14 protein-coding genes and 2 pseudogenes are annotated in these 18455 nt (G+C 70.2%); 12 read left to right on the top strand and 4 right to left on the bottom strand.

The features are described 5' to 3' along the window. Positions 1 to 268: 268 nt before the first annotated feature. The 5 genes and pseudogenes from AB5J50_RS00080 to AB5J50_RS00060 all read left to right on the top strand — a co-directional run bounded on the left by AB5J50_RS00080 (position 269) and on the right by AB5J50_RS00060 (position 9417). Positions 269 to 3859 carry a Helicase associated domain protein gene (locus AB5J50_RS00080; RefSeq protein ID WP_369253685.1) on the top strand — a complete coding sequence of 1197 codons (3591 nt, stop codon included), beginning with the start codon at positions 269 to 271 and terminating at the stop codon, positions 3857 to 3859. A 218-nt stretch (positions 3860 to 4077) separates the two neighbouring features. Next, positions 4078 to 4296: pseudogene (locus tag AB5J50_RS00075) on the top strand (transcriptional regulator NrdR); the annotation flags it as partial. Between the two features lie 191 nt (positions 4297 to 4487). After that, positions 4488 to 5792 (top strand): hypothetical protein, encoded by a 1305-nt coding sequence (locus AB5J50_RS00070; protein ID WP_369253683.1) that lies wholly within the window; start codon positions 4488 to 4490, stop codon positions 5790 to 5792. Continuing rightward, positions 5789 to 8320: a ThiF family adenylyltransferase gene (locus tag AB5J50_RS00065; protein WP_369253681.1), complete on the top strand. Its 2532-nt coding sequence runs from the start codon at positions 5789 to 5791 to the stop codon at positions 8318 to 8320. The genes AB5J50_RS00070 and AB5J50_RS00065 overlap by 4 nt, the downstream gene beginning before the upstream one ends. Beyond that, the gene (locus tag AB5J50_RS00060; protein WP_369253679.1) at positions 8317 to 9417 is read left to right on the top strand and encodes a patatin-like phospholipase family protein; all 1101 of its coding nucleotides are present in this window, start codon (positions 8317 to 8319) and stop codon (positions 9415 to 9417) included. Before AB5J50_RS00065 ends, AB5J50_RS00060 begins: the two co-directional genes overlap by 4 nt. Positions 9418 to 9732: 315 nt before the next feature. On the opposite strand, the gene AB5J50_RS00055 is transcribed toward AB5J50_RS00060, so the two are convergent. Both AB5J50_RS00055 and AB5J50_RS00050 read right to left on the bottom strand, forming a co-directional pair. Beyond that, positions 9733 to 10050, bottom strand: a complete 318-nt coding sequence (locus AB5J50_RS00055) for a hypothetical protein (protein ID WP_369253677.1) — start codon at positions 10048 to 10050, stop codon at positions 9733 to 9735. Positions 10051 to 10346: 296 nt separating this feature from the next. Beyond that, on the bottom strand, positions 10347 to 11393 hold the full coding sequence (locus AB5J50_RS00050) for a hypothetical protein (RefSeq protein ID WP_369253675.1): 1047 nt from the start codon (positions 11391 to 11393) through the stop codon (positions 10347 to 10349). Between the two features lie 194 nt (positions 11394 to 11587). Here AB5J50_RS00050 and AB5J50_RS00045 point away from each other — a divergent pair, with 194 nt between their 5' ends. The 4 genes from AB5J50_RS00045 (at position 11588) to AB5J50_RS00030 (ending at position 14825) form a co-directional block, all read left to right on the top strand. Beyond that, complete coding sequence (locus tag AB5J50_RS00045) at positions 11588 to 11851, top strand: helix-turn-helix transcriptional regulator (protein WP_369253673.1); 264 nt, start codon at positions 11588 to 11590, stop codon at positions 11849 to 11851. Between the two features lie 168 nt (positions 11852 to 12019). Further along, a complete protein-coding gene (locus AB5J50_RS00040; protein ID WP_369253671.1) occupies positions 12020 to 12874 on the top strand; it encodes a DUF6083 domain-containing protein in 855 nt (284 codons plus the stop codon). Further along, a complete protein-coding gene (locus AB5J50_RS00035) occupies positions 12871 to 13353 on the top strand; it encodes a hypothetical protein (RefSeq protein ID WP_369253669.1) in 483 nt (160 codons plus the stop codon). The genes AB5J50_RS00040 and AB5J50_RS00035 overlap by 4 nt, the downstream gene beginning before the upstream one ends. Further along, positions 13350 to 14825 (top strand): UvrD-helicase domain-containing protein, encoded by a 1476-nt coding sequence (locus tag AB5J50_RS00030; RefSeq protein WP_369253667.1) that lies wholly within the window; start codon positions 13350 to 13352, stop codon positions 14823 to 14825. The genes AB5J50_RS00035 and AB5J50_RS00030 overlap by 4 nt, the downstream gene beginning before the upstream one ends. Positions 14826 to 15100: 275 nt before the next feature. Here the strand turns inward: AB5J50_RS00030 and AB5J50_RS00025 are convergent, their stop codons facing one another. After that, the gene (locus AB5J50_RS00025) at positions 15101 to 15277 is read right to left on the bottom strand and encodes a hypothetical protein (RefSeq protein ID WP_369265752.1); all 177 of its coding nucleotides are present in this window, start codon (positions 15275 to 15277) and stop codon (positions 15101 to 15103) included. Positions 15278 to 15362: 85 nt separating this feature from the next. Next, a pseudogene (locus AB5J50_RS00020) lies at positions 15363 to 15491 on the bottom strand (DUF2399 domain-containing protein); the annotation flags it as partial. Positions 15492 to 15545: 54 nt separating this feature from the next. Here AB5J50_RS00020 and AB5J50_RS00015 point away from each other — a divergent pair. The 3 genes from AB5J50_RS00015 to AB5J50_RS00005 form a co-directional block, all read left to right on the top strand. Beyond that, entirely contained in the window at positions 15546 to 15728 is a 183-nt protein-coding gene (locus AB5J50_RS00015) for a hypothetical protein (RefSeq protein ID WP_369265750.1), read from the top strand. 141 nt (positions 15729 to 15869) lie between these two features. Beyond that, the gene (locus AB5J50_RS00010; protein WP_369253665.1) at positions 15870 to 16289 is read left to right on the top strand and encodes a hypothetical protein; all 420 of its coding nucleotides are present in this window, start codon (positions 15870 to 15872) and stop codon (positions 16287 to 16289) included. A gap of 50 nt (positions 16290 to 16339) precedes the next feature. Then, a partial coding sequence (locus AB5J50_RS00005) for a Helicase associated domain protein (protein WP_369253663.1) occupies positions 16340 to 18455 on the top strand: 2116 nt, incomplete at its 3' end.

Below are 18455 nucleotides of genomic sequence, written 5' to 3'. Positions count from 1 at the left end.
GCCCGGACACGGGCACCACCCCCGTGCAGCCCTTGTTGATCCTTGCTGCCCGCCCCCGTCTCCGGGGCCGGGCGGCGCCGCGCGGCTATCGCGGCCCGTGGGGATCTCGACGTCCGTGCGGCACTGCGCTCTCTACCACGGCGCACCCCTGCCCCGACGAGAGAGTTCACCCCCAGGGGTGAGGAAGCCCGGATTGAGCATCCGCGCCGTACACCCGTCCGCATCCTGCCCCTTGAAGCATCATCAGTTTGAGCGGGGGAGCCATCCTGTGCTGCACGACCTGCCTGCCGAACGCCTGCCCAGCCAACTGTGGACGCGCCAGCGCACTGCGGCGGACTGCGTGCTCAACGCGTTCGCCATGGGCCACGAACGCCAGCAGGTCATCATGCCGTGCGGCACGGGGAAGACCCACCTCGCCGTCCACATCGCCCACGAAATCACCTCCAACAGCCGCAGCCTGACCGTGATGCCGACTCTGGAGCTGCTCAACCAGACCGCCCGCGTCTGGCACACCTCCGGCCGGACGGGCCACTACTTCGGTCTGTGCTCCGACAAGCAGACCAGCGAGCCCCTCCTCAGCGGCGTGCTCACCATGACCAATGACCCAGCCTGGCTGGCCGCCGCCGTGCGCGGCGCGGAGGGGCCCGTCAGCGTCTTCGCCACCTACGCGTCGCTGCCCAAACTCGTCGAAGCCCACCAGCGCCACCTGCTGCCCCGCTGGGACACCGTGGTCGTCGACGAAGCCCACCGCACCGCCGGCGCCCGCGGCAAACCCTGGGCCGTCATCCACGACAACGACGCCATCCCCGCACGCCATAGGCTCTACCTCACCGCCACACCCCGCATCTGGGACGTCAACCGCGGCATCACCACCGAGCCGATCGCCTCCATGGACGACGTCGACCTCTTCGGCCACATCGCCTACCGCTACTCACTGGCCGAAGCCATCCACGAGGGGCGGCTCGCCGACTACCGCATCGCCGCTCCCGAAATCCACGACCCGCAGCTGCACGCCTTCCTGGCCGGACGCACACGCAGGGGAGCCAGCCGTACCCCCCAGGCCGACGCCATGCGCGTAGCGGCGGCCCAGTTGGCCCTGCTCAAAGCACGCGAAGAGCACGAGATTCGCCGCGCGGTTGTCTTCAGCCGCAGCATCGTCCAAAGTGAGGCCTTCGCCGAAACCCTGCCCGAAACCGCCGCAGCCATCCCCGGCGGCCACGCCGACGACCTGTGGGTCGCCAGCGTCCACTCCCGTAACGGCCGCCGCACGAGGCGTGAGCGCCTGGCACGATTCGCCCAGCCCCTGCGAGAGAAGCACGCCAGCGGGCTGGCGGAGCTGAGCGTGTTGTGCAATGTCCGTCTGTGCGTCGAAGGCGTCGACTTCCCGCTGGCTGACTCCGTACTCTTCGCCGACCCCAAACAGAGCACCATCGACATCGTCCAGGCGATCGGCCGCGCACTGCGCATCGGCCCCGGCATGAACAAGATCTCAACTCTGGTCATCCCGGTATTCTTTGGGCCCGGGCAACGTGCCGAGGAAGCGGCGTTCGGCACCCCGTACCACCTGCTGCACCAGGTCATGATCGCGCTCAAGGCGTACGACGAGCACTACTTCTACCGCCTCCCGGTCAGCGGCACCCGACTGCTGTTGCCCACACCGGCGTTCGCCATCCGGCCCGCACGCGCCCCGGAGATCGCCCCGCACCTGATGCTGCGGATCATGGAGCCCGAGCCCGACGTCTGGGAGACCGGGATGGCCTGCGCGCAGCACTTCTTCGACACCCACGGACACCTGAACGTCCCCAGCAACCACATCACCCCCGACGGATTCCACCTCGGCTGCTGGCTCGGCTACCAGCGTGCCCTCAAGGCCGCCGGAAACCTCTCCGCGGCGCGCGCCGCAGCGCTGGCCACCTGCAACATGCCCTGGGCACACGCCAAGGACAGCACGGAGACCTTCTTGGAACTCGCCCAGGCCTACGCCCGCGAGCACGGCCACCTACTGCCAGAACCAACACAGACCTATCAGCTCCGCCCGCTGGGCCGGTGGCTGGCCGAGCAGCGCCGCCAGGCAGGCGAGGGCACCCTTCCCACCCCCTACCGGCGCGCCCTGCAGGACATCGACCGCTGGTGGAACCCCGCCTGGCCCGAAGCGTGGCAGCGCATGTGCGCCCGCGTACGCGCCCAAGGCACGGCCCTGACCATTCCGCCCGGCCCCTTGCCGGCAGATGCGGACGAGATCACCCGATGGCTGGACGAGCAGTTCGACGTCCTCCTCCATCTCGCCAAGGGACAGCAGGCGCAACTGGCCGCGCTGCCGCTCACGCACGACCCCCTGGCCCTCGGACTGCGCCGCCCCTTCGGCAGCCAGAGCACCGCCCACGCACACGGACTGCGCGCCGCCCGGCGCTTCTACCGCGCACACCAGCACCTGCGTGTCCCCGCCGACTACGTCGACGAACACATGGGCAGCCGATTCTCACTGGGCCAGTGGATCGCCGACCTACGGACGCTCGCGGGCACGGGTCGCCTCAGCCGCGAAGAGATCGAATCCGTCGAAGCCCTGGCCATGGAATGGCTCCCAGGACTCCAATGCGAGGACACCCCGGCCGCGTTCCCCGGGACAGCTACGCCCGCCCCCCAGACGGCTGGCACCGACGACACCGAAGCGCCCCGCCGATCCGACCAGGTCTTCTGGATCGCAAGCGGCGAACCATCACCGCCCGGACTGCCCGACGTCCTGCTTCATGGTGGCAGGCGCGTGCTGCTCAGCATGCCAGCCGGGGGAGGCAAGACCATGACCGCAGCGACGGCGGTCCACGAAACCGGGAACGGGGCTGCATGCCTGCTGCTCGGCCCCAGCCAGGCCTATCTCCACCAAGCGGTCACGACCTGGCGCATGGTCCGCAAAAGGCCGCTCGCCGGCATCAACATCAACCCCACCCGCAGCGGCAAGGGCGGCATCAGACTGACCAGCGCGGGCGAACTGGCCGACTGGATGGCACAGCAGTCCGAAGAAGCCCTCGTCGTAGCCCGCTACCGCGACGTCGAACTCATCGTCCGTTCCCATAGCGACCACCATCTGCCCCCGTGGGAACACCTCATCATCGAAGAAGCCCACCGCACCGCCGAAGGCATCATCGACCCACAGCACCCGCACGCCGCCATCCACTACGACGACGGCATCCTCGCCCACAGACGCCTCTACCTGACGGCCACTCCCCGCATCCCCCGCGAACTGCCCGACCCCACAGACCACGCGACCGAGGTGGCCTGGGCCGTCGACATGCTCGCCCAGCCGATCTTCGGCACTCACCAATCGACCATGGAACGCCAGAAACTTGTAGACAAGGGCCTGCTCAGCCCCTACCAAGTGATTCGGATCCAAGTGCCTGAGCCGCGCGGCTTCCCGCAATGGCGTGCCCAAGCCGTAGGCACCGCCCATGTCGTCGAACAGCACAACCTGCGCCGTGTGGTGGCCGTATTCGAGAACACGAAGCAGGCAGAAGCCTTCGCCTGCCAACTGGCCGTGCAGATGCTCCACGCGGAGATCCTCCTGCCCCAAGAGAGAGCCGTGCGCTACCAGCACAACCAGCCGGTCATCCGGTGCCAGCGCGCGACAGACCCGATGCCCCCCGACCTCGACGCGGTCGTGCTGCCCTGCGCCATCTACACCACGGTGGACCTGGTCAACGCTCTCTCGCCCCTGATGGGCCAACACGCTTACCGTGCCGCGCAGACAGCGATCATCGTTCCCGAACCCATCGCCCCCCATGACGACGCGCCGGCTGCTGCACCCCCTGCCGTCCTGCGCCGCATTGCAGCAGCACTCTGGGCCCACGACCCCGCCAGTCTGTGACAAAACCGTTGGCGATCACTGAGTGAGTGATGCGCTGACCTGCAGATACAGTGATCGACTGCCCGCTGGGGTCTGATCACCGGTGGCGAAGGACCCTGGCGCCGCAGGCAACGGCCACCGGATCCGGCCCGCGCGTCCCGGAGGATGGGGACCCGGCAACTGCCGGAGCAGGGACGGACAGAACCGTCGGCCGCGCCGCCTGCGGTGCGCGCGGCCGACTCGGCCCGCGGCAGGTGTCCGCTCTCGTTGCCCGTCTGCGGATCGCGTCCGTCCACCAGGCGTTCGACTCGCTCGAGGACTTCGAGGCGGCGATCGCGGAGTCCCGGAGCAGACGGGACGCCTTGCCGCAGACGGCGACCGCGACGACGCTGAAGGCGCTGCCGCCGGAAGCAAGGGGAGGACGGCGGCGGGCTCCCAGGGCGGGCGCAGGTCCCTGACCCCCGCCCGCACCGCCGACGGACGGCTCGCAGCGGACTCCGGGCCGCGGGCGAGCGGGCCGCGGCCAGAGGCCTGAACGCTCCACCGTGCGATCACGGCGGTGTTGTCAGTGGCGCGTGGTACATCTGGCCTGAAGTGAACTTGTCTGCTTTTACCGCTAGTTGATCAACATCGAGTGAAGAGGTAGGACATGGTGGAGACGGAACTTCCCGGACAGGGGGTGGTGTTCTGGCCGGTGGGCACGGGGGACTCCACCACGATCGTGGTCGGCGACAACCTGGTCATGCAGGTGGACCTGCGGGACATGAAGGCCGCCGACGAGGACGACGCGGTGGTCGCCGCTGTCATCGACCGCCTGGAGGAGACCCTCCCGCAACCCGACGACAAGACGCCCTACCTGGCGGTCTTCGCCCTGACCCACGCCGACTCGGACCACTGCTGCGGCTTCGGCGACCTTCTGGAGAGCTCCATCCTGATCGGAGAGATCTGGGCGACGCCTCGGCTATGGCGCGAACTGTCCGAGGACAAGCCCATGTGCGAGGACGCGCAACGCTTCCAGGACGAGGTTGAGCGACGCGTGGACGCCACCCTCAAGGCGGTCAAGGACGGCAAGGAGCCGGCCAGCGGAGACCGGGTGCGCATCATCGGCTACGACGAGGACCGCGAACTGCACTCCTACGCCGAACTGCCTGACGAGTACTTCACCTTCCCCGGCGATGTGATCACCAAGGTCGACGGCCAGGACGCCGCGGACCGCTTCGAGGCGTTCGTCCACGCACCGTTCAAGGACCACTGCGCAGGCGACCGCAACGACACGTCCTTGGCCCTGCAGGTACAGCTGAAAGCCAGTGACGGCACCGTCGGCCGGCTGCTGTTCCTGGGCGACCTCGCCTACCCCATCATCAAGATGATCTTCGAGAACAGTGAGGCCGCGGGCAACTCGGACCGGGTGGAATGGGACGTGCTGCTCTCCCCGCACCACTGTTCCAAGAAGGCCATGTACGCCGAGGGCGAGGACGGCGAGGAGGAGCTCAAGCAGGACCTTCTCGACCTGCTCCAGGCGCATGCCAGTCCGGACGCCCGGGTGATCGCCAGCTCGTTGCCCTTCCGCGAGAAGGATGAGAAGGGCAACAACCCGCCGCACCTGCTGGCCCGGGACGCCTACGAGTCGATCACCGACTACGAGGTGCTGTGCACGGGGGAGTATCCCTCCAAGGATGAACCCCGTCCGGTGGTCTTCGCCCTGGAGTCGGGCCTGGGCCTCGAACTTGTGGACGTCGCCGACCTGGAGAACAAGGCCCGAGCGCTGGAGGCCGCGGGCGGGGGACGCCGGCTGCTGGCCGCACTGGGTACCTCCCGCTTCCCGGCCGCCGCCTTCGCTGCCGGTGTCGGCCTGCCGCACCCGCGGGGTACGGACGCCGCACGCACCGGTGTGCAGCAGGCCAGGGGTGACAAGGCCGAGCCGGCGGTGCAGATCGGATTCGGTGCCGCGTGAAGGACAGCACTACCCTGGAACTCACTGAAGGCCAGCAACTCGGCCTCGACCAGCTGCACCGGATCGTCCAGGCCTCGCAAGGATCGGTGGCGGCCACGCACGTGGCCGCCACTGCCGACGGGTACGTCGAGGCCCGCGTCAGCGTCGGCTGCGCCAACCTGCCGCGCACACAGGGCGGCCTGCGGCTGCGCAGCGTGGAGGCGGTCACCCTGCGGATCCCTCCGAACTTCCCCTTCACCGCCCCCAGCGTGCAAACTCGGCACACCCGCTTCGCTGGTGCCCCGCACGTCAACTGGGGCCGCCACCTGTGCCTGTACCGCTCGACGGCGACCGAGTGGGATCCGGCCGACGGCATGTACGGGTTCATCACCCGTCTTCTGGACTGGTTCGAGGCGGCCGCTGCGGGACAACTGGACCGGCCCGGTGAACCCTTGCACCCTCCGAACGCCTTGACCGACCACACGGCGGGCCTCCTCGTGATCCGCCGCGACGCGCCCGTCGCAAGGCCGGACGGGCCGTGGCTGGGCGCCGCCGTACTGCACCAGGTCAACGACATCAGATGCGACGTCGTGGGCTGGCTTGCTGCCGAGGACTCCTGGCCCGACAGCCTGGAAGAGTTGCGGGAGAGCGCCGCGCTGCCGGCCGGCGCCCGCGCCTTCCTCGCCCCCGTCGTCGTCACCACGAAGCACCTGACGTTCGAATACCCGCTCACCGCGAGGGAACTGGTGGAGTCCCTGGCCCGCGACCACATCACGCCGCGCCTGCTGCTGGGGCTGACGGGATTCGTCGCGGGCCGCAACCGCACCCTGCTCTGCCCCGACGCCGACGCGTCGACCGGGGACGACGAGGACACCCCGGCCGCGCCGGTGCACCTGCTGCTGGGCACCCCTTCGCGGGGTATCGCCGGCGATGGGCCGCGCCGGACGCACCTGGTGGCCTGGCACCTGCCCGACTTCGCCGATCAGGTCGGGCGCCTGGCCGTCCGCACCGCCTTCAGCGGACATGCGTACCTGGCCGAACTCGGCGACGATGTCGTCCGGTTCGGCACCAACTGGCTCGACCGCCAGAGCACCCGGTGGATGCGCGTCTACGAAGCCCGGCCCGAGGTCACGGTCCGCCGCGACCACGCCACCCCCGCGGCCTGGCTACGCGGCAAACGCGTCCTCGTCCTGGGCGCGGGCGCCCTGGGAGCCCCCGTCGCTGACATGTGCGCCCGCGCGGGCGCCGCGCACCTCACTTTGGCCGACCACGGACTCGTCCACCCGGGAATCCTGGCCCGCCAGCCCTACGCGGACGCCGACATCGGCTTTCCCAAGGCGAGGGTCCTGGCCGACCGCCTCAACCGGATCGACCCCCACATCACCTGCGTCGAAGCCTTCGTCGGCAACGTCACCACCCGGCTGTCCGCCCTCGACCTGCACGCCTTCGACCTGATCTGGGACTGCACCGCCAACCGCATCGTCCGCGCCCACCTCGAACGCGCCCGCCGCGCCGACACTGCCCCCTGGCCCCACCTGGCCACACTGATGATCGGCCACCACGCCACCCGCGGCATCGCCGCCCTCTCACCCCGCGGTGCCACCGGCGGTGGCACGCATGTCCTGCGCCGCACCGCGCTGGCCGCGCACGCCGATGCCACGCACGCCTTCGACGACCTGATCGACGACTTCTTCCCCACCGAGCCCCGCACCGACCTCTTCCAGCCCGAACCCGGCTGCTCGGACTCCACCTTCACCGGATCGGCCGCCGACGTCACCGCACTGGCCGGACAACTGGCGACCGGCATCCTCCACGCCCTGGCCGAGCCCGCCGACCAGCACACCATGGCCGCCCTCATCGTCCGGATGCCCGCCGGCCCCACCAGCACCCAGCCCGCCGGGCCGCGCTGGCTGACCTGGCCCAACGACACCCTCACCACGGACGAGGCCACCGGCTACGACGTGCGCATCACCCCCGCCGCACTGGCCGAGATGCGCGCGGAAGCCCGCCGCGGCGCCCGCCTGCGGGGCCCGCGCGTGGAAACCGGCGGCACCCTGCTCGGCGCCGTCGACGACGCCACCGGCGTGATCTTCATCGACGAGGCCACCGGCCCGCCCCCCGACTCCCTGCTGACCGAGGCCTACTTCCAGCACGGCCTGGACGGCGTCAGCGGCCACCTCGCCGCCCGCCGGAAGGCGACCGGCAACATCAGCCGCTTCCTGGGCATGTGGCACACCCACCCGCACACCGCCGCCCAGCCCAGCGCCACCGACCGCGCCGCCATGACCAGCCTCACCCTCCCGCTAGACGACGCCCCCACCCGCGCCCTCGTCCTCATCGCCGGAGGACCGGCCCTCGTCTGGCACAAGTGGCTCGCCACCGGTGACGGCCCCGACCTCTACGCCCACCTCGCCGCCCGCACCGCCACCGCCGCACTGCCCCCGTCGGCACTACCCGCCCACCTCGGCCCCGTGACCTGGTGGCCCGGCGGCTACACCACCCGCCCCCACGGCCCCGTTCCCTTCCCACGCAAGGGCTTCCGCTCATGACCCGCACCATCGGCCTCGCCCTGTCCGGCGGCGGCTCCCGCGCCGCCGCCTTCCACCTCGGCTGCCTGCGCGCCCTGCACGACCGCGATCTCCTCGACCGCATCCGCGTCGTCTCCGGCATCTCCGGCGGATCCCTTCTCGCCGCCCTGTGGGCCTACGGCCCGCCAGACTTCACCGACTTCGACAGCCGCACCACCGACCTGCTGCGCTCCGGCCTCCAACTGGACATCGCACGACAGGCGTTCAAGCCCTCCGCGGCCGTACGCAACCTCACCGCGGCCGCCCGCGCAGGCACCCGCGGACTGTTCACCCGCGGCACCCAGGTCACCGTCGCCCGCCCCGCCAACCGCACCGACGCCCTGGCCGCCGTCCTCACCCACAAGGCGTTCGGCACCACCATCATGGCCGACGTCACCCACCCAGGCCTCGACGTCGTCCTCACCGCCACCGACCTGGCCACTACCAACGCCGTCCGCTTCGGGAGCACCCGCAGCGGCTGCTCCCGCTACGGCACCATCACCGAGCCCATCCACGTCGCCACCGCCGTCGCCGCTTCCGCCGCCTACCCCGCCCTCCTGCCGGCCCTGGAACGCACCTTCACCTTCCAGCACCGCGACGGACACCAACAGCAGCACACCGTGCTGCTCACCGACGGCGGCGTCTACGACAACCTTGGCCTGTCCGTCCTCGAGCCCGGTCGCTCACCGCACCACACCCAGCATGTCTACGAGGTGCCCTTCATCATCTCCTGCGACGCCGGTCTGGGCGAACTCGCTGTGAAGGCACCGCACTTCATGTTCGGACGCCTCAGCCGCTCCTTCGCCACCGTCCACCGCAAGGCACAGGACTCCGCCCGAGCCCGCCTGCACGAATGGGCCGCGAGTGGACGCATCGACGGGTTCGCCCTCGCATACCTCGGCATGAAGGACGATCGTCTGCCCGCACCGCCAGCCGACCTCGTCCCGCGCAGCGCGGTCGCCGCCTACCCGACCAACTTCGCCGCCATGGCCCGCAGCGACTTCGAAGCCATTACCACTCGCGGTGAACAGCTCATGCGCACCGTCCTTCCGATGTACCTGCGGCCCGCCCACAGCTGAGGCAGCAGCGAAGCAAGCGGGTAGGGGATGCCTCTCCTGTACGAAGGTGCGGTCGGCTGCCAGGCCCTGGGGGAGACGAAGATCCGCCTGCGGCGCATGGTCGGTGAACTGTGCCAGTGGGGGCCAGGACTGGCGCGCAAAATGGCTGATCGGGCTGATCTGCGACGAGGCCGCCCAGTGATCGCCGCGACTGGTGTCCAGGTAGGCGGGAGAAACTGGAGAGGCTCTCCGCCCACGCCGACGCGGCGGCCTACGGCGGCACTTCGGAAGCGCCGCGCCGCTCGCCCAGCAAGACGGGTCTCATGAAGTGTGCAGCTACCCGTTTCGGGGTTGCCGGTGCCGCGCTTCTCCGTTGGCGATCATGATGGAGTGATCAGACCACGCGGCGTGGCAGTCCTCGCACACCGCCTTGATCCAGCCTGCTGCGTCGTCGTTGCGCCGTCGGCCGGGGCTTCCGCAGAACTCACAGGTCGTGGCGGACTGTTCCTCGGCTGCAGTGAGAAGGCTTCGGATCTCGGGGCGTACGGGAGCAGGCGAGGCGGTGATGTGGATGCGGACCGCGCCGAGCTTTTCCTTCACGTCATAGATGCGGTAGTCCGGCTCAAGGGCAAGCAGGTGCGTGTGCAGTCGCATGAGCAAGGAGTGCCATCCCGGCCCGACCGCCCGTAGCCGATCCGGCAGCTGACGAGCAGGGAGTTCGCTTCCGGTTTGGTGACCTTGCACGTGTCCATCCTGATTGCTTTTCACCGGGCGCGAACTCCAGCCGCTCATGGAGCTCGTCGGTCACCAGCAGATCCTTCTCCAGTTTCCTCCAGCCGGTCCCGGCAGTGGGCGCCGGCACGGTCCCCTCGCGAGTGCGTCCGGGGGTCTGAGAGTGCAGCGGCAGGAGGATCCTGGCCGGGCGTACGGGCCGGGTCACTGTGCCTCCTTTACGCGTCGGCCTCTTGGGCGGCGTCTTCACCGGGCGGAGAGTGCGCGGGCAGCTTCCACCGGGTCTCGTCGCTGTCGTGATGGTGGTGCCAGGCGGTCACGAGGCGGGCGCGGACCAGTTGGTCGAGGAGGTCCTCAAGTTGCTGGGGCGGCTGCCCGCACTGGCGAGTGAGGGTCTCGAGCTCGCCCCCGCCCGCCCCGGCGGTGCTGTGGGCGGCCAGGACAAGTGCGGCCAGCCGCAGGGCGGAGGGCAGGGCGGGCGAGACGGTCAGGGGGGTGGGGCGCAGGGCCCAGTGGGCGGCGCGGATGCGTGCGGTGCGTCCGGGGGCCTGGTGGAGGACGGCGGTATCGAGCAGCTGTGCCTGGACGGGGGAGCATCTGCGGCTGGGGCGGTGCAGCCAGCCGGCGTGCTCCAGCTCGAGCCACAGCTCCGCGCGGCCGTGCAGCCGCATGCCGCGCAGGAACCCGCGGGGCATGCGGATCTGTCCGTGATGGTCGGCGCGCAGCGCGCACTGCAGGGCGAGCAGCCGGGCGGCGGGGGAGGCGAAGCGGGGCAGCGCTGTGGCGAGGTAGGTGAGCATTTCGCGTACGCGCTGCTGTTCTGCCGGCCCGAACGGAGGTGTGCTGCGCGCCGAGCGCGACGTGGCGGGGGTCGGCTGGGCGCGGCCGGTGTGGAGCAGGGTGGGCGGTACGACGGCGGTGTGGCTCATCGCCGCCGCGCAGGCGGCGCAGGCATCGGCCAGCCGCCACGCGCGGCCGCTGCGGTCGCAGGTCAGGGCGAGCAGGACGGGTCCCGCGCAGCCGCGGTGGCGGGGGTGCCAGTGGCAGCCCCTCGTCCGGCACTGGCAGGTGCGCAGGTGTCCGGGCAGCGCGTCGGCGCGGGCGTGGCGGGCCAGATGGGTGAGGGCGGCCGAGCGGGCGGAGGCGGCCGGCAGGACAGGACCGGGTGTGCAGCGGGGACAGGCCAGGGCCGGTCCGCCCGTCTGCGGGCGTAGGTGCACTGTCCAGATGCGCTGCACCGTGGCGTGTGTGCTGGCAAGCCGCATCGCCTCGTTGTCCCTTCCGGTCTGGTCCGCGCCGGCCTCGTGCGGGGTCTCCCGGCAACAGGTACGTGGGAGTCGGCCGCACCGTAGTGCAGACCTCTGCACTCGTGCAGTGCGGGCGCCCGGCGCGCTCACCTGTGCCGATAGTGCAGAGGTCTGCACTGACAGGGCAGGGGTCTGCACCGTCGGATGGTGGGGTGACGATCTTGCCGCCCGACCCCGACCTCCCCGCGCTGCGTGTGACGCTGGCGCGGCTGAGGAACGAGCGCGGGTGGACCTTCGATGAACTCGCCGGCCGTAGCGGCCTGGCCCGACGCACATTGATCGATCTCGAACACGGCCGTACCACCGGCAGCGTCACCACCTGGCACGCCCTCGCGCACGCCTTCGACGTCCCCATCGAGCAGCTGCTCGGCCCGCTCTGTGACGACCACACCCCGCCCGGGTCCAAGGGCGCCTGACCCCGTCTGTCCCGGCCCGGCACGCGGCGTAAATCACCCGGACCGGCGAACCCGCATGGAACGTACGTGCGACACGCCGTCCTGGTATTCGATATCACTGGGCTGCCCGGGGGACCGCCCTCCCGTCAGCCCCGCTCTCACGGTGTGTCGCCTGGCACGGTCCTTGCCATGCGCCCCAACTCCGCCCCCACCGGCTGCTACTGGGACAGCAGCACCCGCACCGTGCCGGTGCGCCGTCCGCTGCGGGTGGCCGCCACCAGCCCCAGCCGCCTGCTGCGCGCCGGCCAGAGCGGTCGCTGCCGCCGCTGCGGCAACCGCATTGACCTCTACCAGCGTGCCGACGGGCGGCCCATCGCCCTGCATCCCATCGAACTGGCCACCGCCCACATTCCCGACCCCTGCCGCTGGCACCTGAGCTCCGGTATCGCCCACCCGCACGGCGACGGCAGCGCCTGGTGCCGTATTCCGCACGCCGTGCTCTGCCCGCAGCGCACGCCCATCTGCCGGATCAACCTGCCTCTCGCGTCGGCGCGCCGCCAACTCGCCGTACGGACCCGCCGCCTGATCGACATCGGCGCCTTCACTCCCACGGCTTCCACCACCAGCGCAGCGACTGCCGACACCGGCGAGCGCCCGGTCGTGCGGATGCTGCTGGGCCTCTACCTCGCAGACGGCCTCGTGGAGGGCATCCGCTGCGTAGCCCAGACAAACCACCGCCGCCGTTGCCCCAGCCCCCTCCTGGCCCCGGACGGTCCGGCCGGATCCTGGAAACAGCTGTCTGTCGGCCCCCGACACGGCCAACTCACCCTTCCCGAACAGACGATGGCCGTCTATGACCTCAGCCGGCTGCCCCACGCCGAACAACGGCGCTGGCGCCTCCAGCGCTGCCCCGCGCACGCCGCCTCCCACGGCGCCGCCGACCTGGCGCTGGCCGGATGGCAGATCTTCGACCCCCTCCTGCACGCACAGCACCTCCGCACCGGTCTGCCCTATCCACCGGCACACGGCAGCGGAGAGAGATGACGATGCCGCACCACGCCCTGGAAATCCTCCTGACCTGCCCCCTGGCCCCGGCCGAACTCCGCGACGCCGCCCGCGTGCTGCCGCTCGCGACCAACCACGACACCACCCGCCTCATGACCCTCGTACGCGCCAAAACCCCCGGCCGCGCCGCGCACCGGCTGCGCCAGCACCTCGCCACGCGGCTCCCCGTGGACGTGATCACCACCCACTACCCGGACACCGGCGGGCAGGTCCTGCTCAACCTCGCCTTCCCGCCCGCCGTCCATGCCACGATCCGCCAGGCCGCCCATCAAGTGGGGCAGAGCCCGGAACTCTTCGTGAAGCTGGCCCTGCACCGCGCGATGGCCCAGCACGCCAGTGACGAGTCCGACCGGCTCGACCGGGCCGTGCAGCAACTGCTCGCCGGCACCACGGCCGCACACCTCCTGGCGGCCGTCGGCCACGCCCTGACCCGCACCCCCGGAGCGGCCCCCGCATGAACCCGACCGACGAACAGGCCGCCGCTGCCGACGCCTTCCACGCCGACCAGCACCTCGCTCTGCAGGCCGGCGCAGGCACGGGCAAGACCACCACCCTGGCCCTGCTCGCCCGCACCACGAAACGCCGCGGCCGCTACCTCGCCTACAACCGGGCCATCGCCCAGGACGCTCGAACCCGCTTCCCCGACACCGTCCAGTGCAAAACCGCCCATGCCCTGGCCTACGCGGCCGTCGGCCACCGCTACACCCGCCGCCTGGGCGCCCCACGACGCCCCGCCTGGCAGACCGGACAAGCCCTCGGCCTGACCAAAGCCGTCCGCGTCGGCGACCGCGAGGTGACACAACGAGCTCTCTCCAACGCCACCCTGCGCACCGTCACCCGCTTCTGCCACACTGCGGACGAGGCCATCACCCACCACCACGTGCCCCGGCTGCGTGGCCTGGACGCCCCAGACCTCCACACCCAACTCGCCGCCCACATTGTGCCGTTCGCTCGCAAGGCGTGGGCCGACCTGCAGCACTCCGACGACGGCGCCGTCCGCTTCGACCACGATCACTACCTGAAAATTTGGGCCCTCACCCGGCCGAGAATCGACGCCGATTTCCTGCTGCTGGACGAAGCCCAGGACACCAACCCCGTCGTCGAACAGATCTTCCTCAGCCAGCGCGGCCACGCCCAGCTCGTCATGGTCGGCGACTCCGCCCAGGCCATCTACCACTGGCGCGGCGCCAAGGACATCATGACCGGCTTCGACGGCACCCGGCTCGCCCTGTCCCAGTCCTTCCGCTTCGGCCCCGACCTCGCCGCCGAGGCCAACCGCTGGCTGCGCCTCGCCGACGCACCGATCCGCCTCACTGGCACCCCAACGGTGGCCACCGAAATCGGCCCCGTCACACAGCCGGACGCCGTCCTGTGCCGCACTAACGTCGGCGCCATGGCCCAGGTCATGGCCCACATGGCCGCCGGACACCGAGTCGCCCTGGCCGGAGGAGGAGACAGCCTGCACGCCCTGGCCCTGGCCGCCCGCGACCTCAAAGAAGGCCGCCGCACCCACCACCCAGAACTGCTCCTCTTCCCCTGCTGGGGCGACCTGCAGGACTACGCCGCCCACGACCCCGCTGGCCGGGACCTCCAGCCTTTGGTCGGCCTCGTCGACACCCACGGCGCTGACGCCATCCTCGGCGCCATCACCCGGCTCGCCCCGGAATCGCACGCACACGTCACCGTCTCCACGGCCCACAAGTCCAAGGGACGCGAATGGCCCTGTGTCCTGATCGCCGATGACTTCGCCCGCTCTCAGAACGACACCGCTGATGACCAGACAGGAACCGCGCTGGCGCCCGCTCCTGACCCCGTCGATGATGCCGAAGCCCGTCTCGCCTACGTCGCCGTCACCCGTACCCGCCAACGCCTCGACTTGGGAGGTCTCTCCTGGATCTACGACCACCCCGACGGCACACTGCCAAGCTAGGGGCCGTCTTCAACGATCATCTGGACGGCGGGTCATGATGGAGTGACCCGTCGTCATGAACTCGCCCGTCAGGAGCGGAAGCCGTTCGCTGCACTGACGCTGAGGACCGAGACAGGCGGCCTCGGGTGGCGGACCGGCAGCTCATCAACGGGGCAGCAGCGGAGCCACCCGCTCCCACAGGTCGTCAGGAACAAGATCAGCACGCAGCCCGGACACCCTGCCGACCAAGATCGCCGAGCACAAGACCGCAGCTCAACTCATTCTGAAACGATCAGTTAGGTGGAGGCGGGTGGGAGGAGGCGGTTCAGAACGGTGTCGTATTCTTGGAACATCACCCGCCCCACGTCGCGCAGTTTGCGGGCGAGTTGCAGGTCGATGTCTTTGGTGGGGAGCGGGCCCAGCAGCACTGCGGACGGGTGGGTTCCCGCGTCGTGGAGTGTGGCCAGGTCCATGGCGACGAGTCTGGCGCCCTGGCGGGCGGACGGTGTGCGCGATGCCGAGCCCTGGCCCGTCCAGGTCGCCTGCGTATCGCAGCGCCACGCCCTGGTCGACAGCGAGTTGCAGCAGGGCGTGGTCGACGGCGCGCAGCTGTCCGCTGGTGCACGCCAGCGGCGCAGTGTGGCCGCAGGCGAGGGCGGCTTCGAGGACGGAGGGGTTCTCCACCACGGTGAGCGACTGGATCGGGTCTAGACGCGGGGGAGTGCGGGTCAGGTCGAGCAGGTGCAGCGCGACCGGCGCGGCGGCGTCGCAAGCACCACCCACCAGCACTTCGCCGTCCCGGCCGCCTACCAAGGCAACGAAGGAGGAGACCTGCCCCTGCTTAGCCGCTGGCTGCTCGAGCGGCGCCACAATGTCACAGCGCAGATCAACGCCCGTCAGGAACTGAACATGCGCTGGCGCTGACCAAACGCCATGTACAACGCCCTCGAACCAGCGCAGCGCCGAGAGGCAGCGGACACCGCAGTCACCCTCGTCGATGGACTCGACCGGTGCCAGCGTCAAGACACGATGTGCCAGGATCGCCATGTAAAAGGAGGGTGCGCGGTGAGTTCGCTACAGGTAGACGTGCTGGCGTACGAGGCGCCGTGCGAGCGGTGTTCCTTCTCTCTGTGGTGGGTGTTCGGGCTGCTGCCGTCGTACCGGCCGCGCGGCGAGGAGTTCACCACCACCGACTTCCCCGAGGCCGTCGCCATAGCGCGCCGCATCCTGGCGGCACCGGACGGTGACATGGCGGACGTCGCGGCACAACTGCACGACCGGCCCGCCTGGCAGCGGGGACACAGCTTTAATCCAAACCGATGTGGCGCCTGCGGACATCACGCCGACTGGCACGTCCTCGACAAGATCCTCAACCGCGTCTACCACCACAAGGGCTGGATCTATGCCGCCGCCGGCCGGGTCCCCGTCCCTGAATGGCGTGCGATCAGAGGCGGCGGACAAGGAATCCACTGGCCGTACTGCTGACCACCGCTCCAGCCTCAACGTCTCCTGCTGTGCACCTCGAGGAACCACCGATGCCCACCGACCCCAGCCCCGAGGGCTCACCCACCCTGGTTCGCCCCGAACGCCGGACGCTCCGCTCCGATCAGCAGGCCGCAGTGGACAGCGCAGCCCGGCACCTGAAGAACCCGGGTTCGCGCGGTCACATCGTCTCCGCGTGCGGGACCGGCAAGACCCTGATCGCGCTACGTACGGCAGACCAACTCGACGCCCGCCATCTCCTAGTGGCGGTGCCGAGCCTGGACTTGATCGGCCAATGGGCAGCCGCAGCCCGCGCCGACGGACGCAGCGAGCCGCTGATGGCGGTCTCCTCCCTCGACGCCGGCAAGCACCCGCTGCTCGCCGACACGGGGGCGGTGAGTACGGGTTCGGGGGAGTACCTGGCGTACTGGCTCAGCCAGCGCAGGAAACGGCGTGAGCGGGCGACCGTGTTCGTCACCCTTGATTCCCTCCCCCGGATCGAGGAGACCCAGCACACGATCTTCCCTGTCCCCGTCTTCGACTTCCTGGTCGTGGATGAGGCGCACCGCACCGCGGGCAGCTGGGACAAGCAGTGGACGATGATCCACGACCAGACCCGGATCCTGGCCGACCGCCGTCTCTACCTGACCGCAACCCCCTACGAGTGGGAAGCCCCCCGCCTGACAGAGGCCCCGGACAAGCGCCCACAGCCCATGCGCACTGCGGCCACCGCCCCAGCCTGGGAAGCCCCGTACCTGATCGCGTCGATGGACGACCCGAAAGTCTTCGGCAAGCGCCTGCACACCTACTCCCACGCGGATGCGATCGACGACGGCGTCCTGGCCGACTACCAACTCCTCATCCCCACCATCACCGACACCGACCTGCGCAGCGCTCTCACCGACACTGACCTTCAAACCGGCTTCGGCCCCACGGCCCAGCGTACGAGCGCGCTGCACCTGGCCGTCCTCAAAGCCATGCGCGAGCACGACCTGCACCACGTGATCGTTTACTTCCAGCAGATCGCGGATGCCGCAGACTTCGCCCGCCAGTTCCCGCACACCCTGCGCACCCTCCCCGCAGGCCAACGTCCCGCCTGGGCAGCCGACTTGAGCGTGCAGTCGATCAACGGCACCCACACCCCCGACCAGCGCCAGAAGATCCAGGACCGCTTCATCGCCGCCAACCGCGGCATCCTGACCAACGCGCAGGTGCTGGGCGAGGGCGTCGACCTGCCGGCCGTGGACGCGATCGTGTTCGCGGACCGCACCGCGAGCGTGCGCCGCATCGTCCAGGCCCTCGGCCGCGCCCTGCGCAAACCACCCACCCTCGACCACAAAACAGCGAGCCTGGTCATCCCCGCCTACACTCCGCCCGACGCCGACCCCACCGACCTCCTCGGCACCCCCTACGAGGCGCTCTGGCTCGTCACCGCGGCACTGCGCCACCACGACCAGTCCATCGCCGCCCGCGCCCCACGCAAAAACACCAAGCGCCGCCTGGAGACCGACACTCACCAACTGCTCGCACGCCGCTTCCGCTTCGACTTCACCCTCGACGCCGACCACATCGCCCGCGCCATGGACCTGATCGCCTGGCCCGCAGCTGGCGCCGTCCTCTCCGCGCCCCGCCGCGCTGGCCTCGCGGCCGCCGCCCGCTACCACGCCGAACACAACCACCTGCGCGTCCCGACCGACTACGAAGACGCCTACGGCTACCGCCTCGGCTCGTTCATCGACGGACAGCGCACCGCCTACCACCAAGACGCGCTCACCGCCGAATGGATCGCTGAACTCGAAGACCTGGGCATGATCTGGGACGCCCACGAGGCCGCCTGGGCTGGCCACATGGCCACCGTCGAAGCCTTCCACACCACCCACGGCCACCTCGCCGTCCCCGCAACCGATCCCGGCGGCCAATTCCTCGTCGACCAGCGCGCCCTGGCCCGCAAAGGCCACCTCGACTCCACACGCGAAGCCCAACTCGCGGCCCTCGACGCCAACTGGACACTCCCTCATGGCCCGGACTGGCACCGCAAATACCACCTGCTGCGCCGCCACATCGAAACCGGCCACGACCTCGCCACCCTGCACCGGGACTTGGTGATTGACGGCGTGAAAGCCGGCAGCTGGCTACACCGCCAGTTCACTACCTGGACCCGGCTCGAGG

This window comes from Streptomyces sp. R35, assembly GCF_041053035.1.
Classification (GTDB): domain Bacteria; phylum Actinomycetota; class Actinomycetes; order Streptomycetales; family Streptomycetaceae; genus Streptomyces; species Streptomyces lutosisoli.
This window is presented reverse-complemented; position numbering and strand designations above follow the sequence as displayed.

Coding starts and splice junctions, on each gene's coding strand:
- AB5J50_RS00070 (WP_369253683.1), top strand. CDS start 4,488: ATGGTGGAGACGGAACTTCCCGGACAGGGGGTGGTGTTCTGGCCGGTG.
- AB5J50_RS00060 (WP_369253679.1), top strand. CDS start 8,317: ATGACCCGCACCATCGGCCTCGCCCTGTCCGGCGGCGGCTCCCGCGCC.
- AB5J50_RS00055 (WP_369253677.1), bottom strand. CDS start 10,050: ATGCGACTGCACACGCACCTGCTTGCCCTTGAGCCGGACTACCGCATC.
- AB5J50_RS00050 (WP_369253675.1), bottom strand. CDS start 11,393: ATGCGGCTTGCCAGCACACACGCCACGGTGCAGCGCATCTGGACAGTG.
- AB5J50_RS00040 (WP_369253671.1), top strand. CDS start 12,020: ATGCGCCCCAACTCCGCCCCCACCGGCTGCTACTGGGACAGCAGCACC.
- AB5J50_RS00035 (WP_369253669.1), top strand. CDS start 12,871: ATGACGATGCCGCACCACGCCCTGGAAATCCTCCTGACCTGCCCCCTG.
- AB5J50_RS00030 (WP_369253667.1), top strand. CDS start 13,350: ATGAACCCGACCGACGAACAGGCCGCCGCTGCCGACGCCTTCCACGCC.
- AB5J50_RS00025 (WP_369265752.1), bottom strand. CDS start 15,277: ATGGACCTGGCCACACTCCACGACGCGGGAACCCACCCGTCCGCAGTG.